The 17,058-nt window shown below is 38.9% G+C and carries 26 protein-coding genes; 23 read left to right on the forward strand and 3 right to left on the reverse strand.

From position 1 onward, the window contains the following. The first annotated feature begins 1 nt into the window (after position 1). The 3 genes from fusA to QE404_RS18370 all read left to right on the forward strand — a co-directional run bounded on the left by fusA (position 2) and on the right by QE404_RS18370 (position 3,393). Positions 2–2,119, forward strand: a complete 2,118-nt coding sequence (fusA, locus tag QE404_RS18360) for an elongation factor G (protein ID WP_307452998.1) — start codon at positions 2–4, stop codon at positions 2,117–2,119. 18 nt (positions 2,120–2,137) lie between these two features. After that, the gene (gene rpsJ, locus QE404_RS18365; RefSeq protein ID WP_002661363.1) at positions 2,138–2,443 is read left to right on the forward strand and encodes a 30S ribosomal protein S10; all 306 of its coding nucleotides are present in this window, start codon (positions 2,138–2,140) and stop codon (positions 2,441–2,443) included. Positions 2,444–2,886: 443 nt separating this feature from the next. Further along, positions 2,887–3,393 carry a low affinity iron permease family protein gene (locus QE404_RS18370; protein ID WP_307453000.1) on the forward strand — a complete coding sequence of 169 codons (507 nt, stop codon included), beginning with the start codon at positions 2,887–2,889 and terminating at the stop codon, positions 3,391–3,393. A 14-nt stretch (positions 3,394–3,407) separates the two neighbouring features. Here the strand turns inward: QE404_RS18370 and QE404_RS18375 are convergent, their stop codons facing one another. The 3 genes from QE404_RS18375 to QE404_RS18385 form a co-directional block, all read right to left on the reverse strand. Further along, positions 3,408–6,098 (reverse strand): hypothetical protein, encoded by a 2,691-nt coding sequence (locus QE404_RS18375; protein ID WP_307453002.1) that lies wholly within the window; start codon positions 6,096–6,098, stop codon positions 3,408–3,410. 69 nt (positions 6,099–6,167) lie between these two features. Then, complete coding sequence (locus QE404_RS18380; RefSeq protein ID WP_307454054.1) at positions 6,168–6,974, reverse strand: hypothetical protein; 807 nt, start codon at positions 6,972–6,974, stop codon at positions 6,168–6,170. A gap of 174 nt (positions 6,975–7,148) precedes the next feature. Continuing rightward, a complete protein-coding gene (locus QE404_RS18385) occupies positions 7,149–7,562 on the reverse strand; it encodes a hypothetical protein (RefSeq protein ID WP_307453006.1) in 414 nt (137 codons plus the stop codon). A 381-nt stretch (positions 7,563–7,943) separates the two neighbouring features. Between QE404_RS18385 and rplC the strand changes: the two genes are divergently transcribed. The 20 genes from rplC (at position 7,944) to rplO (ending at position 17,055) form a co-directional block, all read left to right on the forward strand. Further along, positions 7,944–8,570 (forward strand): 50S ribosomal protein L3, encoded by a 627-nt coding sequence (gene rplC / locus QE404_RS18390; protein WP_294209721.1) that lies wholly within the window; start codon positions 7,944–7,946, stop codon positions 8,568–8,570. Then, complete coding sequence (rplD, locus tag QE404_RS18395; RefSeq protein ID WP_089999871.1) at positions 8,561–9,190, forward strand: 50S ribosomal protein L4; 630 nt, start codon at positions 8,561–8,563, stop codon at positions 9,188–9,190. Before rplC ends, rplD begins: the two co-directional genes overlap by 10 nt. Before the next feature lie 3 nt (positions 9,191–9,193). After that, positions 9,194–9,484, forward strand: coding sequence for a 50S ribosomal protein L23 (rplW, locus tag QE404_RS18400; RefSeq protein WP_089754637.1), 291 nt, complete (start codon positions 9,194–9,196; stop codon positions 9,482–9,484). A 22-nt stretch (positions 9,485–9,506) separates the two neighbouring features. After that, positions 9,507–10,328 (forward strand): 50S ribosomal protein L2, encoded by an 822-nt coding sequence (rplB, locus tag QE404_RS18405; RefSeq protein WP_072953574.1) that lies wholly within the window; start codon positions 9,507–9,509, stop codon positions 10,326–10,328. A 2-nt stretch (positions 10,329–10,330) separates the two neighbouring features. Further along, positions 10,331–10,609: a 30S ribosomal protein S19 gene (gene rpsS, locus QE404_RS18410; RefSeq protein WP_002983209.1), complete on the forward strand. Its 279-nt coding sequence runs from the start codon at positions 10,331–10,333 to the stop codon at positions 10,607–10,609. Positions 10,610–10,611: 2 nt separating this feature from the next. Continuing rightward, positions 10,612–11,010, forward strand: a complete 399-nt coding sequence (gene rplV, locus QE404_RS18415) for a 50S ribosomal protein L22 (RefSeq protein ID WP_307453013.1) — start codon at positions 10,612–10,614, stop codon at positions 11,008–11,010. Between the two features lie 7 nt (positions 11,011–11,017). After that, entirely contained in the window at positions 11,018–11,767 is a 750-nt protein-coding gene (gene rpsC, locus QE404_RS18420; protein ID WP_307453015.1) for a 30S ribosomal protein S3, read from the forward strand. Positions 11,768–11,865: 98 nt separating this feature from the next. Further along, on the forward strand, positions 11,866–12,291 hold the full coding sequence (gene rplP / locus QE404_RS18425; RefSeq protein ID WP_002983219.1) for a 50S ribosomal protein L16: 426 nt from the start codon (positions 11,866–11,868) through the stop codon (positions 12,289–12,291). 12 nt (positions 12,292–12,303) lie between these two features. After that, entirely contained in the window at positions 12,304–12,489 is a 186-nt protein-coding gene (rpmC, locus tag QE404_RS18430) for a 50S ribosomal protein L29 (RefSeq protein WP_089793291.1), read from the forward strand. 12 nt (positions 12,490–12,501) lie between these two features. Then, the gene (rpsQ, locus tag QE404_RS18435) at positions 12,502–12,756 is read left to right on the forward strand and encodes a 30S ribosomal protein S17 (RefSeq protein ID WP_027381310.1); all 255 of its coding nucleotides are present in this window, start codon (positions 12,502–12,504) and stop codon (positions 12,754–12,756) included. Next, positions 12,756–13,124, forward strand: a complete 369-nt coding sequence (gene rplN / locus QE404_RS18440) for a 50S ribosomal protein L14 (RefSeq protein WP_002983226.1) — start codon at positions 12,756–12,758, stop codon at positions 13,122–13,124. The genes rpsQ and rplN overlap by 1 nt, the downstream gene beginning before the upstream one ends. A gap of 20 nt (positions 13,125–13,144) precedes the next feature. Beyond that, positions 13,145–13,471, forward strand: a complete 327-nt coding sequence (rplX, locus tag QE404_RS18445; RefSeq protein WP_307453020.1) for a 50S ribosomal protein L24 — start codon at positions 13,145–13,147, stop codon at positions 13,469–13,471. Between the two features lie 13 nt (positions 13,472–13,484). After that, on the forward strand, positions 13,485–14,036 hold the full coding sequence (gene rplE, locus QE404_RS18450; RefSeq protein WP_307453023.1) for a 50S ribosomal protein L5: 552 nt from the start codon (positions 13,485–13,487) through the stop codon (positions 14,034–14,036). Positions 14,037–14,038: 2 nt separating this feature from the next. Continuing rightward, on the forward strand, positions 14,039–14,308 hold the full coding sequence (gene rpsN / locus QE404_RS18455) for a 30S ribosomal protein S14 (protein ID WP_007839501.1): 270 nt from the start codon (positions 14,039–14,041) through the stop codon (positions 14,306–14,308). 140 nt (positions 14,309–14,448) lie between these two features. Beyond that, positions 14,449–14,847 (forward strand): 30S ribosomal protein S8, encoded by a 399-nt coding sequence (gene rpsH / locus QE404_RS18460; RefSeq protein WP_100076489.1) that lies wholly within the window; start codon positions 14,449–14,451, stop codon positions 14,845–14,847. Between the two features lie 17 nt (positions 14,848–14,864). Further along, positions 14,865–15,410, forward strand: a complete 546-nt coding sequence (gene rplF / locus QE404_RS18465) for a 50S ribosomal protein L6 (protein ID WP_307453026.1) — start codon at positions 14,865–14,867, stop codon at positions 15,408–15,410. 15 nt (positions 15,411–15,425) lie between these two features. After that, on the forward strand, positions 15,426–15,779 hold the full coding sequence (rplR, locus tag QE404_RS18470) for a 50S ribosomal protein L18 (RefSeq protein ID WP_307453027.1): 354 nt from the start codon (positions 15,426–15,428) through the stop codon (positions 15,777–15,779). Between the two features lie 19 nt (positions 15,780–15,798). Next, positions 15,799–16,320 (forward strand): 30S ribosomal protein S5, encoded by a 522-nt coding sequence (gene rpsE, locus QE404_RS18475; protein WP_007839495.1) that lies wholly within the window; start codon positions 15,799–15,801, stop codon positions 16,318–16,320. 11 nt (positions 16,321–16,331) lie between these two features. Next, the gene (gene rpmD / locus QE404_RS18480) at positions 16,332–16,508 is read left to right on the forward strand and encodes a 50S ribosomal protein L30 (protein ID WP_007839493.1); all 177 of its coding nucleotides are present in this window, start codon (positions 16,332–16,334) and stop codon (positions 16,506–16,508) included. Positions 16,509–16,605: 97 nt separating this feature from the next. Next, entirely contained in the window at positions 16,606–17,055 is a 450-nt protein-coding gene (rplO, locus tag QE404_RS18485) for a 50S ribosomal protein L15 (protein ID WP_307453029.1), read from the forward strand. Positions 17,056–17,058 lie beyond the last annotated feature (3 nt).

Raw genomic sequence — 17,058 nt, forward strand, 5'->3', positions numbered from 1 at the left:
AATGGGAAGAGATCTTAAATTTACTAGAAATATTGGTATTGCCGCTCACATTGATGCCGGTAAGACGACCACTACAGAAAGAATTTTATTCTATACGGGTAAAACCCACAAAATCGGTGAGGTTCACGAAGGTGCCGCTACAATGGACTGGATGGAGCAGGAAGCAGAAAGAGGTATCACCATTACTTCTGCTGCAACTACTTGTTCTTGGAACTTCCCAACAGATCAGGGAAAAACTTTGCCTGAAACAAAACCTTACCATTTCAATATCATCGATACACCGGGACACGTTGACTTCACTGTAGAGGTAAACAGATCTCTAAGGGTATTGGATGGTCTTGTATTCTTATTCTCTGCCGTAGACGGTGTAGAACCTCAGTCTGAAACCAACTGGAGACTTGCTGACAACTACAAAGTAGCGAGAATGGGATTCGTAAACAAAATGGACAGACAGGGTGCTGACTTCTTGAACGTTGTAAAACAAGTAAAAGAAATGTTAGGATCCAATGCAGTTCCAATCGTTTTACCAATCGGTGCTGAAGAAGATTTCAAAGGTGTTGTAGACTTAATCAAAAACAGAGCGATCATCTGGGATGATGCAGGACAGGGTGCTACTTTCGAGGTAGTTCCGATTCCTGATGACATGAAAGATGAAGTTCTTGAATACAGAGAGAAGTTAGTAGAAGCAGTAGCAGACTATGATGAAACTCTGATGGAGAAATTCTTTGAAGATCCGGATTCAATTTCTGAAGACGAAATCAACGAAGCATTAAGAAAAGCTACCATCGATTTATCCATCATTCCTATGACTTGTGGTTCTTCTTTCAAAAACAAAGGAGTTCAGTTCATGCTGGATGCGGTTTGTAAATATCTTCCTTCTCCACTGGATAAAGACGATATCAAAGGTACAAACCCTGATACGGATGCTGAAATCACAAGAAAGCCGGATGTAAAAGAGCCTTTCTCTGCATTAGCATTCAAGATTGCCACTGATCCGTTCGTAGGTAGACTGGCATTCTTCAGAGCTTATTCAGGAAGACTTGATGCAGGTTCTTATATCCTGAACACAAGATCAGGAAACAAGGAAAGAATTTCCAGAATCTATCAGATGCACGCGAATAAGCAAAACCCTGTAGAATTTATTGAAGCAGGAGATATCGGTGCAGCAGTAGGATTTAAAGATATTAAAACAGGAGATACCCTATCTGATGAAAAGAACCCTATCGTTCTTGAATCTATGATCTTCCCGGATCCGGTAATCGGTATCGCTGTTGAGCCTAAAACGAAAGCTGACCAGGATAAAATGGGTAACGCTCTAGCAAAACTTGCTGAAGAAGATCCTACATTCCAGGTTAAAACTGACGAGGCATCAGGACAAACGATCATTTCCGGTATGGGTGAGCTTCACCTGGATATCATCGTTGACCGTATGAGAAGAGAGTTCAAAGTAGAAGTTAACCAGGGGCAGCCTCAGGTTGAGTACAAAGAAGCTCTTACCAAAACAGCTAGCCACAGGGAGGTTTACAAAAAGCAATCCGGAGGTAGAGGTAAGTTCGCAGATATCGTATTCGAAATCGGTCCTGCAGACGAAGGTAAAACAGGTCTTGAATTCATCAACGAAATCAAAGGTGGTAATATTCCAAGAGAATTTATCCCTGCGGTTGAAAAAGGATTCAAGGAATCTATGAAGAACGGTCCGTTGGCAGGTTTCGAAGTTGAGGCAATGAAAATTACCCTTAAGGACGGATCTTTCCACGCGGTTGACTCCGATCAGCTATCTTTCGAATTAGCCGCTAAGATGGGATTCAAAGAAGCTGGTAGAGCTGCTAAAGCAGTAATCATGGAACCTATCATGAAGCTTGAAGTAGTAACTCCGGAAGAATACATGGGGGATATCGTAGGTGACCTTAACAGAAGAAGAGGTACTGTGAACGGTATGGACGACAGAAACAACGCTAAAGTAATCAAAGCTTTCGTTCCTCTTTCTGAAATGTTCGGATACGTAACTTCATTAAGAACCTTATCTTCAGGTAGAGCTACGTCTTCTATGGAATTCGAAAAATACGAGCCGGCTCCGACCAATGTTGCTGAAGAAGTAATCGCTAAAGCTAAAGGTTAATATTTAAATTAGATTAAAATGTCACAAAGAATCAGAATAAAACTTAAGTCTTACGATTACAATTTGGTAGATAAGTCTGCTGAGAAAATCGTAAAAACGGTAAAGGCTACCGGTGCTGTGGTAAACGGTCCGATTCCATTGCCAACCAACAAGAGAATCTTCACTGTATTGAGGTCTCCGCACGTAAACAAAAAAGCAAGAGAACAGTTCCAGCTTTCTGCTCACAAGAGATTGATGGATATCTATTCTTCTTCTTCTAAAACGGTGGATGCTCTAATGAAATTAGAGTTACCAAGCGGTGTAGATGTTGAAATTAAAGTGTGATAACGTGCACTTAAGCCGTGATTATATAAAATCCGTTCCTGAAAAGGAGCGGATTTTTATTTTATAAATGTTTTTGGTGTTGGACATCAACACTGAAATCTCAAATTTTACAAACACAGAAGGCTATAGCTATATTTAAATATAGAACTGGACATATAGTTTACCGAACAAATCGGACTGAATAAAGGCCCTTCTAAATTCATGGGACTGCTTGCAACGGTATTCATAAATCTATGAAGATAAAGGTAACTTCAGGTTGGCACTCGTTGAAAGTTATCGGATTACCAAGACCTGCAACAGGCAAGTATCTCCTTAAGGGTTTTGCACAGCAGAAACAGGAAGAATACACCAAGCGAAACTGTGGAAACTGATTCCCTTAAAATAACCTTAAAAATAGCTCTTCGGCGGAGTTTTTGCTGCTTCGATGGTATAACTTTAATGTAATGAATGGTTCAAATAAAAATATTTTTGAAAGATTTTCAAACTGGGCAACAAAATTCACAGGCAGTTCTTCCGCTTTTATTGCAGCTACTTTAATCGTTATCATCTGGGGAGCTTCAGGCCCCATTTTCAAGTATTCTGAAACGTGGCAGCTGGTGATCAATACTGGAACGACAATCATCACATTCCTGATGGTATTTTTAATTCAGAAAGCCCAGAATAAAGATTCCAAGGCAATACAGATCAAATTGAATGAGCTTATCGCTGCCAATGAAAAAGCGAGCAACAGGATTGTAGACATTGAAGACCTCACAGAAAAGGAACTGGATCAGCTGCATTGCTATTATGAGAAGCTTGCTGATTTTGCCGAAGAGGATGAAGATATCCACGCCTCACACTCTATCGATGCTGCACAAAGGAATCAGGACCATAAAGATGAACTGTTCAGGAAAAAGCATGACGAATGGCTGAAACAACAGGCACAACAAGAAAAAAAGGAATCATTTTGATCCCTTTTTTTCATTTATTTCATAAAATAATCAAGATAGGAGCAGCTTCCCATAAGCTTCTGTGCAGTCTGCGTATCTGCATATTGGTTTCTCAGGACCGTAAAATAAGTTCTGTATCTCTGATTCTTGATGTCATCAAGTTGGTTCTGGTGGGCATCTTGCTTTTCAGACCATTTCGGATCTGAATAATCTATATTTACATTGCTGTTGGCTTCATACTGATAGTATTTACCCTGCTCTGCACTGGCCATTTGAAACAAGATCCTGGTTTTCTGCTCCCTGTCTGTTGAAAGGCTAAGAGCTTTATTGTAATATCCGATACTAAGGTCAAAATTGTCTGGCTCCAGATAAGACAGGCTAGGGAAATTTTTATAATAGTACTGATAGGTTATTTTCCTTTTCTGATTCTGGAAATCATATTTTCCCCCATTGGTATTATCGAGGTCCATCACGAATAGCTGTCTGTAATACCCCAGTATTGATGTATTATAAAGCAGGTTTCCAATCAGCTGGTTGGCCTTTGCCGCCTTCGCTCCCTTGCTATTTCCTGCCTGTTTAAGCCGGAGCAGTGCATCGGCGAGCTCGAGTTTGTTCATGGAAGGCTTGATGAAAGGGAATGCGGAATAATCTTCTTTTTCCATACTTTCTGCCGGGCTGCTGGTATAGCTTACCCAGACATTATGTCCGAACACCAGATCGGGAATATTACTAAATCCATTGTACGCACCGGTAGCATACTTCATCGGAACTATGGTATTGGCCTGATCACTCCAATCCTTCCTTGGGATGCCCGAAAAGTTCTGCGCTTTCACATAATACGACTTGGCATTAGCGAAATCTCCCAGTTTCATCGCATGGTCACCATAGATTAAAGCGAAAAAAGCGTCAATATTTCCCACATCATCCAAATTTTCAGCAATAATTTGCTGTTCAAATTCGGTTTTCTGAGGTTTGCGGTAAAAAGCTTCAACATTTTTTACCAGATTCAGGTCCGGACCATATTGCAGATCAGAAAGTTTATTGCTTATCAGGAAAGATTTGGCGTCTTCTCCCTGAAGGAAATACCGGTTCGCCAGGACATCTTTCAGAAAATCTTTTGTTGAAGGACTGGGAATATAATAATCAGCATTTGATGTACTGTCTTTTTTCTGGTCGGGCTGATCTTTAAAATAGGCAGCATAGTTTTTCATCAGATGATCTTCGTAATCTGCATCAATCCTTGGTTGTGAAACAATATCATTCAGCAGCTTCATCCTTTGGATCTGTTCCTTATATTCGGGGTTAGAGGTTTTGATAGACTGGAGGATCTCGGTGCTTGCTTTGTAATCTTTTTTCAGAAACTTCAGATAAGCATCGGCGATCTGCCAGTATTCGTCGGCGGTTTTCTCTTTCACTTTATCAGTGAACTTTTCCAGGTCTTCCAGAAAATCCTTTTTCTGTTCATCATAATAATAATTGTTCTTGGTGAACAATGGGATCCTGTTAGGATTATTCAGCAGTTTCTCGTCATCCTCTTCGGTTGCTGTATCTGAATCGCCTTTTTTCGGACTGCTGAAAAGATTTTTAAAGAACCTGACAACTTTCTGCCAGAATGAAAGCTCTTTCTTTTCGGTTACTGACGTAGTCGAAGTGCTGGCTTTTGCCGGGTTATCTGCAGAATCCGTCTGAGTGATCGTATTACTATTATCATAATAATAGATGGGAAGGTAGCTTCTTTCGAGTTCATTGATGCTTCTTACAGCCATCACTTTCAGGATTTCGGAATCAGGGTTGATTGCGTACATCTTTTCCATTACCGGAATCGGATTCGTGAACTCATCGTAGCCCAGAAGAAAATACGCCATATTTTTATCTTCATCAGTCTGCGCCCTTTTCAGCATATTGTTGAAGGCGGCCGTATCCGAAAGTTTCATGGATACAAATGCGGATTCTTTACGGCTCCTGCTGTCTTTGAATACCTGAAAGAAGTTCCAGTTTGCTTCACTGTCCTGCCCAAGTCCACGCTGGGCTCCGGCAAGCTGATCCAAAGCCATAATGTAAGGCGCTCCCTTTAGTTGGATAGGCTGTACATAGGTTTTGAAGGCATGTACAGCAGCATCGTAATTCCGGGTGTAATGGTTAAAGCGAACCAGCTGATATCCGTACCGCTGTTTGATCTCAGGATTGCGGGCAGTATTGTACAGGGAAGTCAGAGCGGAAATGGTTTTCTGATAATCCAGGCTGGTCGCATTTAGAGTGTTTTGCGGCCCGCTGTAAAAAAAGGCGTTCGGATTAGCCACATATTTGATCCGCATGTAAGGCTCCAGATATTTGGCTTCAATCAGGTAATCTACCGCTTCGCTGTATTTCCGGTAGAATCCTGGGCCGGCTTTGATCAGCAGCGGATTAGTAGTATTGCCTTTTTTCAGCGCATTAAGATCATTGATGCTCATCTTATTCACCAGATAATCGGTCTCTGCATAAGAAAACTGGTTGTTAAAGAATCTCTTCCAGGCATCAATGTTTTCATCGGGGATTTCAGAAGGCTTGAAATCAGCATAGAACCTTGTTGAATAGCTGTGCAGAAAAGGCAGGTAAGATTTATCCTTAATGATGCTCTGCGTAAAAAGATTGAAATATTCGTAATCAGGATCAGACCATGCACAGGCCTGAGAATAGGTATAGAAAAGGGATACGGCAGCAAGTGAAAGAAAATATTTTCTCATTTGATAAATAGTGTTTTGGTTGATAGCAGCCTATTCAGGGTTTTAAACCTTGACAAGGCTTAATAAAGCTTAAAAATTAAAATTTTGTCCTTGGACAAATCTATGGTCCAGCTGATAATAAACAATTGCAAAATTAGGGATTTTCTTTTCCAGGAAGCGGACAACGTCCCGGAGCTGATCATGTGAAATCTCTTCTACTTTGATCCTGAAACCTTTGCTCAGGTAACTGCCAAAATAGAATCCGTCCTGTTCAATCTCTATTTCGTTTTCAGAAATCCTTTTAAACTGGCTCTTGTCTAGGTCTTTTATGGAAAGTCCGTTAATCAGCTTATGCTTTTTCAGGTGATTGGTCACAATTCCCCATGAATAGATAGGAAGGGCTGCTTCGATATTCCGGATTGGGTAATGATCAATATCTGAAAGGTAATTTTTCAGGGTATTGACATCAAGGATCGAATTTTTACCTGAGTTTTCCAGCGGTGAAGACGTGGAGTAGCACATAAGGTAAACTTTCTGTACGGGTGGTATACCGGTCTTCTTTTTGTCTTTTACCTGATGGAGCCTAAGCGTACAGGTGATTGTTTTACCGGAAATCTGCTTCAGCTCCTTCAGGAAAGCAAAATAATCATCGCGTGTCCCGGAGGTCCAGTCACAATCAACCTGAATTTCAGGAGCAGTGTCCAGATGATATTCTGCAATTTTGTCTTGGATCAGGCGGTTGATATTTTTCGCGAGCAGGGAAATGCCGTCCCTGGGGATATGCAGAAATGTCCTGTTGGTTATAAATACAACCGGAACTATCTTCTTACGGGTGACGAAGCTCTTATCTTTCGTTAAGATGCCTACAGGCTGAATATTTCCTGCTGTTTTATCCACATCAAAAAACCTTGTATAGAGATAAGGTGAATCAGCATTGTTTAGAGCTTTTTGTTCATCAGAATTCAGGGCAAGCTTTGTTTTTCCAGTAATAAAAAGTATAAGGATGGCTTTCTTTCTCAGAGCAGGAAATGATGATTAAGGCAATGAGCCACCAAAACCTTGATACCTTCATCAGCGATAAAGTTTGCCTGAGCATGGACAATTCAGTTTGGCCTGTTCTGAAACAGGACAACAGCCATCCGATTTTTTAACCGTTCCCTTTTCATCGGTAAGGTAAATAGTATCCTTATCGAATTTTACGTAAAAAGTTTCGTTGTAAGTTTTGAAGTGGACTTTCATGACCTTCGGGTTGTATTTCCCGGCGTTAACCTCTTCTTTTGTTTCTTTTCCGTCTGCCTGGTTAACCTGGATGAAACCGAAATATACATTCCCATTGCTTTTTACATCAAGATAGTAAGCCGGGGTTCCGGAGCCATTGGTTCCATCTTCAATGACAAAGTCCCTTTTCCCAGTAAAAGGCGCCTTAGACTGCGCATAAGACATCATACAGATGCATACTAGTACGATACCCAGAAAATGTTTCATAATTTTTTTTAGCAAACACATCAAAAATTGCACCGTAGTATGTTAAAAATATTGCCTGAACTGTTGCTCACTGGAATGACATCATGTGCTTTTCAGGGACAGGAAAAAGAATAAAGGTAACCGGAAATTTTAAAAGCCGTTTACCCTCACCATTTAGATTTCCAAATACTTTTTTCATTCCGTTAATTTTAATGAGGCTCCAATCTTCTAAATCATTAAAAATCAAAATATTTTATAGTAAAAATTTGCCAGTTTGAAAATTATCCATAAATTTGCACACTCATTTTAGGGGCGTAGTATGCCTACATCAGACGTAGAAATTACTTCAGACCTCCTGAAAATGATGATAAATAAAGGATAAATTTTATTATAATATAAACAATGTCAGGTATTATTGGTAAAAAAATCGGTATGACATCTTTGTTTAACGAAGACGGGAAAAACATTCCTTGTACAGTTATTCAAGCTGGTCCATGCTCGGTTTTACAGGTCAGAACCCTTGAAAAGGACGGTTATAAGGCTGTTCAGTTGGGTTTCGATGACAAGAGTGAGAAGAACGTTGGTAAAGCGTTAGCTGGTCATTTTAAAAAGGCTGGTTCTGCTCCTAAAGCTAAATTAGTAGAATTCTACAGAGAATTCGTTGATGAAGTAAAAGTAGGAGAGGAAGTAAAAGTTGATTTATTCGCTGAAGGCGAGTTTGTTGACGTAACAGGAACTTCTAAAGGTAAAGGCTTCCAGGGTGTTGTTAAAAGACACGGATTTGGAGGTGTAATGCAGGCAACTCATGGTCAGCACAACAGACTTAGAGCTCCAGGTTCTATCGGTGCTGGTTCAGACCCTTCAAGAGTATTCAAAGGGATGAGAATGGCTGGAAGAATGGGAGGTAAGCAGGTAACTGTACAAAACCTTCAGGTATTAAAAGTGGATCAAGAACAAAATCTTTTAGTAGTAAAAGGTGCTGTTCCGGGAGCTAAAAATTCTTATGTAATTATCAGAAAATGGAACTAGTAGTATTAAATACATCAGGAAAAGAGACCGGAAGAAAAGTAACTCTAGACGAAACAGTATTCGGAATTGAGCCAAATCAGCACGCGGTTTACTTAGAAGTTAAACAGTACCTTGCCGCACAGAGACAAGGAACTCATAAAGCAAAAGAAAGAAGCGAAATTACTGCTTCTACCAAAAAACTTAAGAAGCAAAAAGGATCTGGTTCTGCAAGATACGGGGATATCAAGTCTCCTGTATTCAGAGGTGGAGGTAGAGTATTCGGTCCAAAACCAAGAGACTACAGATTCAAATTGAACAAAGCTCTTAAGAGATTGGCTAAAAAATCTGTTTTATCTCAGAAAATGAGAGATAACAGCATCAGAGTTTTAGAAGATCTGAGCCTTAACGCTCCTAAGACTAAAGATTTCATCAATGTATTAAATGCATTGGAACTTAACGGTAAAAAGTCTTTATTCGTTCTTCCTGAAGCTAACAAGAATGTGTATTTATCTTCAAGAAACTTACCTAAAACCAAAGTAATGAACTTCAACGAGATCAGTTCTTACGACTTGGTAAATGCAGGTGAGATCGTATTCTTTGAAGGTGCAGTTGAAAAATTCCAGGAAAATTTAAAGAAATAAATCATGTCAGTTATCATTAAACCAGTTATTTCAGAAAAGGCTAATTACCTTACAGATTTAAGAGGTTCTTATTCTTTCTTAGTAGATACTAAGGCGAATAAAATCCAGATTAAAAAAGCTGTAGAAGCAGCTTATGGTGTAAAAGTAGCAGACGTTAACACAATGATTTATGCTCCGAAGGTTTCTTCAAAATACACTAAAAAAGGTCTTCAGGTTGGAAAGACGAACAAATTGAAAAAAGCGGTAATCAAACTTGCTGAAGGGGAGGTTATCGATATTTTTGCCGTAAATTAATTGTTAATTATAAATAATAGTAATGTCTGTTAGAAAATTAAAACCTATCACCCCGGGACAGAGATTCAGAATTGTAAACAATTTTGAGGAAATTACTACCAACAAACCAGAGAAGTCTCTAACCGTTGGTATTAAAAAGTCAGGTGGACGTAACCAAACAGGTAAAATGACCATGCGTTACACCGGAGGTGGACACAAAAAGAAATACAGAATTATTGACTTCAAAAGAAACAAAGCAAACGTTGAAGCAACAGTAAAATCTGTAGAATACGATCCAAACAGAACTGCATTTATCGCTTTATTAGAGTACGCAGACGGAGAGAAGAGATACATCATCGCTCCAAACGGTATCAAAGTAGATCAGAAAGTAGTTTCAGGAGAAAGCGTAGAACCTAACGTAGGTAACGCAATGAAATTGAAAAACATTCCATTGGGTACTGTGATTTCTTGTGTTGAGATGAAGCCTGGACAAGGGGCTATCTTGGCAAGAAGTGCAGGTTCTTCAGCTCAGTTAACTTCAAGAGACGGAAAATATGCGATCATCAAATTGCCTTCAGGAGAATCCAGAATGATCCTTACTGAATGTATGGCTATGATTGGTTCCGTTTCCAACTCAGATCACCAGTTAACGGTATCCGGTAAGGCTGGTAGAAGCAGATGGTTAGGTAGAAGACCAAGAACAAGAGCGGTAGTAATGAACCCTGTAGATCACCCGATGGGTGGTGGTGAAGGACGTTCTTCTGGAGGTCACCCAAGATCTAGAAACGGTAAGCCGTCTAAAGGTTACAAAACTAGAAAGAAAAACAAAGTGTCTAACCGTTACATCGTATCTAAAAGAAAATAATTATGGCAAGATCACTTAAAAAAGGACCGTTCATTCATCATACTTTAGATAAGAAGGTTCAGGCAAATATAGAGTCTGGTAAGAAGACAGTTATCAAAACTTGGTCTAGAGCATCGATGATCTCTCCGGACTTCGTAGGACAAACCATCGCTGTGCACAACGGGAAATCTTTTATCCCTGTTTATGTTACAGAAAACATGGTAGGTCACAAGTTAGGCGAATTTTCTCCAACAAGATCTTTCAGAGGTCATGGTGGTAACAAAAACAAAGGAAGCAGATAATCATGGGATCAAGAAAACAAGATAGCGCAATCGCAAGAAAAGAAGCTAACAAAGACGTTGTTAAAGCTTCATTAAACAACTGCCCGTCTTCTCCTAGAAAAATGAGACTCGTTGCTGATATCATCAGAGGTGAGCAGGTAGACAGAGCACTTTATATCCTAAAATATTCTAAGAAAGAAGCTTCTAACAAATTAGAAAAATTACTTCTTTCTGCTATGGCCAACTGGCAGACTAAAAACGAAGGTGCAGACATCGAGGAAGCCAACCTTATCGTAAAAGAAATATTCGTGGATAGTGCAAGACAATTGAAGAGACTGAGACCGGCTCCGCAAGGTAGAGGGTACAGAATCAGAAAGAGATCTAACCACGTTACATTAATCTTAGGTAATAAAGAAAATTAATCAAGGTATGGGACAGAAGACAAATCCAATTGGTAACAGATTAGGGATCATCAGAGGATGGGATTCTAACTGGTTTGGCGGAAACGATTATGGAGACAGAATCGCTGAAGACTACAAAATCAGAAGATACCTTGAAGCAAGATTATCTAAAGGTGGTATTTCAAAAATTTATATTGAAAGAACATTAAAATTAGTAACCGTAACCATTACTACTGCAAGACCGGGACTTATCATCGGTAAAGGAGGCCAGGAAGTTGATAAACTGAAAGAAGAGCTGAAAAAACTTACAGGTAAGGATATTCAGATCAACATCTTCGAAATCAAAAGACCTGAACTTGATGCAGTATTGGTAGCGGACAGCATCGCCAAGCAGATCGAAAACAGGATTTCTTACAGAAGAGCAGTTAAGATGGCTATGGCAAGCACCATGAGAATGGGCGCTGAAGGAATCAAAGTTCAGATTTCCGGAAGATTGAACGGAGCTGAAATGGCAAGAAGCGAATCTTTCAAAGAAGGAAGAATCCCATTGTCTACTTTCAGAGCTGATATCGATTATCACTGGGCTGAAGCACACACTACTTACGGTAGACTGGGTGTGAAGGTATGGATCATGAAAGGCGAAGTATATGGTAAGAGAGAGCTTTCTCCATTAGTGGGACAGCAGAAGAAAGGAGGCCCTTCAGGAGACAGAAACAGAGGCGGAGACAGAGATAACAGAAGGCCTAGAAAGAATAACAACAATAACAATAATAATTAAAATTTTAGATTAGAAATTTTGAATTTTAAATTACCGTTACTTTTTTAAAATTAAAAAAAATCTAAAATCTAAAATCTAAAATCTAAAATTTAGAAATTATGTTACAACCAAAAAGAACCAAGTTCCGTAGAGTTCATAAGATGAAGATGAAGGGGAATGCCCAGAGAGGTAGTCAACTTGCTTATGGAACTTTCGGGATCAAGGCTACAGAAGGTGCTTGGATTACCGCAAGACAAATTGAAGCTGCGCGTATTGCTGCGACAAGATATATGAAGAGAGAAGGACAGCTGTGGATTAAAATATTCCCGGATAAGCCGATTACTAAGAAACCAGCCGAAGTAAGGATGGGTAAAGGTAAAGGTGCCGTTGAATATTGGGTAGCTGTAGTGAAACCAGGTAAAATTATGTTTGAAGTGGGAGGTGTTCCTTACGAAGTAGCGAAAGAAGCCCTTAGACTTGCAGCACAGAAATTACCGGTAGTTACCAAATTCATAGTTGCTAACGATTTTGTTAAACCTCTTTAATCTTTGAATGCAATGAAAAAAGCTGATATTAAAAATTTAAGCGCGGGTGATATTCAAGCTCAATTAACTGAAGCAAAAGCTCAATATTCTAAACTGAAATTGGCTCACGCTATCAGCCCAGTTGAAAACCCGATTCAAATCAGAGATTTGAGAAAGACAATCGCCAGACTAAATACAGAGTTAACTAACAAACAATAATTTCATTTTACAATGGATAGAAATTTAAGAAAAGAAAGAATCGGAGTGGTTTCCAGCAATAAAATGGAAAAGACCATTGTTGTTAGTGAAACGATGAGAATGAAACACCCGATGTACGGTAAATTCGTTTTGAAAACGAAAAAATATACCGCACACGATGAGAACAACGAGTGCAACGAAGGAGATACGGTTCTGATCCAGGAAACCAGACCTTTGAGCAAGAACAAGAGATGGAGATTAGTAAGAATCATTGAAAAAGCTAAGTAATGTTACAAACAGAATCAAGATTAAAAGTTGCTGATAACACAGGTGCTAAAGAAGTATTGGTGATCAGAGTTCTGGGAGGAACCAGAAGAAGATATGCTTCAGTTGGTGATAAAATCGTAGTTACGATCAAGGATTCTACACCATCCGGAAACGCTAAAAAAGGTCAGGTATCTAAAGCTGTCGTAGTAAGAACTAAAAAAGCAGTAAGAAGAAAAGATGGTTCATACATCAAATTCGACGATAACGCTTGTGTATTGCTAAACGCAGCAGGAGAAATGAGAGGAACCCGTGTTTTCGGACCGGTTGCCCGTGAGTTGAGAGACAAAGAATATATGAAAATCATTTCATTAGCTCCTGAAGTACTTTAATTTTAAAATTTTTAAAGAAAATGTCAAAGTTAAAAATAAAAAGAGGAGATAACGTAATCATTACTACCGGTAGAAAAGAAATCAAAGGTAAGACTGGTGAAGTTATTGAAGTGATCAAAAAAGAAGGAAAAGACCCAAGAGTTGTTGTGGCAGGACTTAACATCGTTAAAAAACACGTTAAGCCTTCAGCTTCTAACCCTCAAGGAGGAATCGTTGAAAGAGAAGCTTCTATTCATATCTCAAACGTAGCTTTAGTTGGTAAAGACGGAAAAGCTATCAAAGTAGGTTACAAAATCGAAGGAGATAAGAAGGCAAGAATCAATAAGAAAACGGGTGAAACTTTATAATTTTTAAGAACACATGGAATATATAGCAAGACCCAAGAAAGCATACAAAGAAACCATTGTTCCTGCAATGATGGAAGAATTTGGGTACAAGTCAGTAATGCAAGTGCCTAAGTTAGAGAAGATCGTTGTGTCACAAGGTTTAGGTGATGCTACTGCAGATAAGAAAATTATTGATTATGCTGTAGAAGAATTAACAAACATCACTGGTCAGAAGGCAGTTGGTACCATCTCTAAGAAAGATGAGGCTGCATTCAAATTAAGAAAAGGGATGCCTGTAGGTGCTAAAGTTACTTTAAGAGCCAACAGAATGTATGAATTCTTAGACAGACTTACTTCTTCTGCATTGCCGCGAATCAGAGATTTCTCTGGTATCAAAGCTGACGGTTTCGATGGTAGAGGAAACTATAACTTAGGGATCACTGAGCAGATCATCTTCCCTGAGATCGTAATTGACAAAGTGAAAAAAATCCAGGGGATGGACATCACTTTCGTTACTACTGCGAAAACAGATAAAGAAGCTAAAGCATTATTAACTCATTTCGGTTTACCATTTAAAAAGAACTAAGAATGGCTAAAGAATCAATGAAAGCGCGTGAGCGCAAAAGAGAAGCACTTGTTGCTAAGTACGCTGACAAAAGAAAAGCTTTAAAAGAAGCTGGTGATTATGAAGCCCTTCAGAAGTTACCTAAAAATGCTTCTCCTGTAAGATTACACAACAGATGTAAACTGACAGGTAGACCAAGAGGATACATGAGAACGTTTGGTATTTCCAGAGTAACATTCAGAGAAATGGCCAACAACGGATTGATCCCGGGAGTTAAAAAAGCCAGTTGGTAATCACACAATAATCCGGACAATTAAGTTGTTCAGATACTAAAGATAAAAATATCAGACCTAAGACATTCTGAAGTCTGATATTTTACTCTTCAAGTCTTTGCAAAACTGATTGTCTTCAACCAATAATTTAAAAAAGAAAAATGGTAACAGATCCAATTTCAGATTTCCTAACAAGAGTAAGGAACGCACAAAGCGCAGGCCACAAAGTGGTGGAAATTCCTGCATCGAAAATCAAAAAGGAGATTACTAAGATCTTATTTGATCAGGGGTATATCTTAAACTATAAGTTTGAGGATAGCGCTGTTCAGGGAACGATCAAAATCGCTTTAAAGTACGACAAACAAACCAGCAAGCCTGCAATTAAGTCTATTCAGAGAGCTTCAAGACCAGGTTTGAGACAGTACAAAGGTTCTACGGAACTTCCAAGAGTACTGAACGGTTTAGGTGTAGCTATCATCTCTACTTCTAAAGGAGTAATGACTGATAAGAAAGCCAGAGAAGAAAAAGTAGGCGGTGAAGTAATCTGCTATGTTTATTAATTTTTAATCACAGGAAAATGTCAAGAATTGGTAAAGCAATTATAACAATTCCAGCAGGAGTTACCATCACTGAAAACAACGGTGTAGTAACAGCTAAAGGCCCTAAAGGAGAACTTTCTCAGGAGCTTACTGCAGGAATTACTTTAGAACAGAAAGATGGTGAACTTACAGTGAACAGACCATCTGAGTCTAAGCAACACAAAGCGCTTCACGGTTTATACAGAGCGTTGATCAACAACATGATTGTTGGTGTATCAGAAGGTTTCGAAAAGAAACTGGAACTAGTAGGGGTAGGATACAGAGCTTCTCACTCAGGACAAAAACTTGAGTTGGCTTTAGGATTCTCTCACGGTATCGTACTGGAACTTCCAGGTGAAGTAAAAGTAGATACATTGACTGAAAAAGGTAAAAATCCAATTATTACTTTAACGTCTTACGATAAGCAACTTCTTGGAATGGTAGCTGCGAAAATCAGATCATTCAGAAAGCCTGAACCGTACAAAGGAAAAGGTGTAAGATTCGTTGGTGAAAATGTTAGACGTAAAGCTGGTAAATCTGCTTAATAAATTATAAGTATTATGGCATTAAGTAAAGTAGAAAAAAGAATAAGAATCAAAAGAAGAGTAAGAGGAAAAATCTCCGGTTCTTCTGAATTGCCAAGATTATCTGTATACAAAAGTAATAAGGAAATTTACGCTCAGTTAATCGACGATAAAAGTGGTAAAACTTTAGTTTCAGCTTCTTCCAGAGAGAAAGGAGTAGAAGCTAACGGTACTAAAAGTGACGTTTCTGCTGCTGTAGGTAAGGCTATCGCTGCCAAAGCCCTTGCTGCAGGAATTGAAAATATTGTATTCGACAGAAACGGATTCGTATACCATGGAAGAGTTAAGGCTCTTGCTGACGGTGCGAGAGAAGGTGGACTTAAATTCTAATCATTAAATTTCGGAAAATATGTTAGGACTAGATAATATAGAAAGAGTAAAACCGGGAGGATTAGAACTTAAAGATCGTCTCGTAGCTGTTAACAGAGTAACAAAAGTAACCAAAGGAGGTAGAGCTTTCGGATTTTCTGCTATCGTTGTAGTAGGAAACGAAGAAGGGGTTATCGGTTACGGATTAGGAAAATCTAAAGAGGTAGCTTCTGCAATCGCTAAGGCTGTTGAAGATGCAAAGAAAAACCTTGTGAAAGTTCCTGTAATGAACCATACCATCCCTCACCAGACTACAGCAAGATACGGTGGTGCGGATATCTTCCTTAGACCTGCTTCTCACGGTACAGGGCTTATCGCCGGTGGTGCGGTAAGAGCGGTATTGGAGTCTGCCGGTATCCACGATATCCTTTCAAAATCTAAAGGATCTTCTAACCCTCACAACGTGGTGAAAGCTACTTTCAAAGCGTTATTGGATATCAGAAGACCTGAAGAAATCGCAAGAATGAGAGGAGTTTCCCTAACTAAAGTGTTTAACGGTTAATATATAAAACAATGGCAACAATCAAAGTAAAGCAAGTAAGAAGCGCTATTGGAAGAACAAAAACCCAAAAGAGAACGCTTGAAGCATTAGGATTTAAGAAACTTCACCAAGTTGTAGAACATGAAGCTACTCCTTCTATCCTAGGAATGATAGCTGCAGTTAGTCATTTACTTGAAGTTCAGAAATAATTAAAAAATTGAAAGATTAAAAGATTGAAATTTTCTTTCTATATTAGCCGGAATTTTTTTAATCTTTAAATTATTTAATCTTTAAATCAATAAAAAAATGAATTTAAATAACATAAAGCCAGCTGCAGGATCAACTTTCAATTCAAAAAGAATTGGTAGAGGACAAGGTAGTGGAAAAGGAGGTACTTCTACAAAAGGTCACAAAGGACAAAAATCAAGAGCCGGTTATTCTCAGAAGATCGGTTTCGAAGGTGGTCAGATGCCTTTACAGAGAAGATTACCTAAATTCGGTTTCAAAAACGTAAACAGAAAAGAATTCAGAGCCATCAACCTGGATTCTATCCAGACTTTAATCGAGAACAAATCTATTACAGGTGACATCACGAAAGAAGTTTTGATAGAAAACGGATTGGCTTCTAAAAATGAATTAGTGAAAATTATGGGGAGAGGAGAATTGAAATCTGCGGTTTCAATTTCTGCTGACAAATTCACTAAATCTGCTGAAGAGCTTATCACTAAGGCAGGTGGAAAAGCAATTACCTTATAATTA

This window comes from Chryseobacterium camelliae (assembly GCF_030818575.1).
Taxonomy (GTDB): Bacteria; Bacteroidota; Bacteroidia; order Flavobacteriales; family Weeksellaceae; genus Chryseobacterium; species Chryseobacterium camelliae_A.

Excerpts from the sequence above, each read along its gene's own strand:
- fusA (WP_307452998.1), top strand. The coding sequence starts at position 2 with ATGGGAAGAGATCTTAAATTTACTAGAAATATTGGTATTGCCGCTCAC.
- rpsJ (WP_002661363.1), top strand. The coding sequence starts at position 2,138 with ATGTCACAAAGAATCAGAATAAAACTTAAGTCTTACGATTACAATTTG.
- QE404_RS18370 (WP_307453000.1), top strand. The coding sequence starts at position 2,887 with ATGAATGGTTCAAATAAAAATATTTTTGAAAGATTTTCAAACTGGGCA.
- QE404_RS18375 (WP_307453002.1), bottom strand. The coding sequence starts at position 6,098 with ATGAGAAAATATTTTCTTTCACTTGCTGCCGTATCCCTTTTCTATACC.
- QE404_RS18385 (WP_307453006.1), bottom strand. The coding sequence starts at position 7,562 with ATGAAACATTTTCTGGGTATCGTACTAGTATGCATCTGTATGATGTCT.
- rplC (WP_294209721.1), top strand. The coding sequence starts at position 7,944 with ATGTCAGGTATTATTGGTAAAAAAATCGGTATGACATCTTTGTTTAAC.
- rplD (WP_089999871.1), top strand. The coding sequence starts at position 8,561 with ATGGAACTAGTAGTATTAAATACATCAGGAAAAGAGACCGGAAGAAAA.
- rplW (WP_089754637.1), top strand. The coding sequence starts at position 9,194 with ATGTCAGTTATCATTAAACCAGTTATTTCAGAAAAGGCTAATTACCTT.
- rplB (WP_072953574.1), top strand. The coding sequence starts at position 9,507 with ATGTCTGTTAGAAAATTAAAACCTATCACCCCGGGACAGAGATTCAGA.
- rpsS (WP_002983209.1), top strand. The coding sequence starts at position 10,331 with ATGGCAAGATCACTTAAAAAAGGACCGTTCATTCATCATACTTTAGAT.
- rplV (WP_307453013.1), top strand. The coding sequence starts at position 10,612 with ATGGGATCAAGAAAACAAGATAGCGCAATCGCAAGAAAAGAAGCTAAC.
- rpsC (WP_307453015.1), top strand. The coding sequence starts at position 11,018 with ATGGGACAGAAGACAAATCCAATTGGTAACAGATTAGGGATCATCAGA.
- rplP (WP_002983219.1), top strand. The coding sequence starts at position 11,866 with ATGTTACAACCAAAAAGAACCAAGTTCCGTAGAGTTCATAAGATGAAG.
- rpmC (WP_089793291.1), top strand. The coding sequence starts at position 12,304 with ATGAAAAAAGCTGATATTAAAAATTTAAGCGCGGGTGATATTCAAGCT.
- rpsQ (WP_027381310.1), top strand. The coding sequence starts at position 12,502 with ATGGATAGAAATTTAAGAAAAGAAAGAATCGGAGTGGTTTCCAGCAAT.
- rplN (WP_002983226.1), top strand. The coding sequence starts at position 12,756 with ATGTTACAAACAGAATCAAGATTAAAAGTTGCTGATAACACAGGTGCT.
- rplX (WP_307453020.1), top strand. The coding sequence starts at position 13,145 with ATGTCAAAGTTAAAAATAAAAAGAGGAGATAACGTAATCATTACTACC.
- rplE (WP_307453023.1), top strand. The coding sequence starts at position 13,485 with ATGGAATATATAGCAAGACCCAAGAAAGCATACAAAGAAACCATTGTT.
- rpsN (WP_007839501.1), top strand. The coding sequence starts at position 14,039 with ATGGCTAAAGAATCAATGAAAGCGCGTGAGCGCAAAAGAGAAGCACTT.
- rpsH (WP_100076489.1), top strand. The coding sequence starts at position 14,449 with ATGGTAACAGATCCAATTTCAGATTTCCTAACAAGAGTAAGGAACGCA.
- rplF (WP_307453026.1), top strand. The coding sequence starts at position 14,865 with ATGTCAAGAATTGGTAAAGCAATTATAACAATTCCAGCAGGAGTTACC.
- rplR (WP_307453027.1), top strand. The coding sequence starts at position 15,426 with ATGGCATTAAGTAAAGTAGAAAAAAGAATAAGAATCAAAAGAAGAGTA.
- rpsE (WP_007839495.1), top strand. The coding sequence starts at position 15,799 with ATGTTAGGACTAGATAATATAGAAAGAGTAAAACCGGGAGGATTAGAA.
- rpmD (WP_007839493.1), top strand. The coding sequence starts at position 16,332 with ATGGCAACAATCAAAGTAAAGCAAGTAAGAAGCGCTATTGGAAGAACA.
- rplO (WP_307453029.1), top strand. The coding sequence starts at position 16,606 with ATGAATTTAAATAACATAAAGCCAGCTGCAGGATCAACTTTCAATTCA.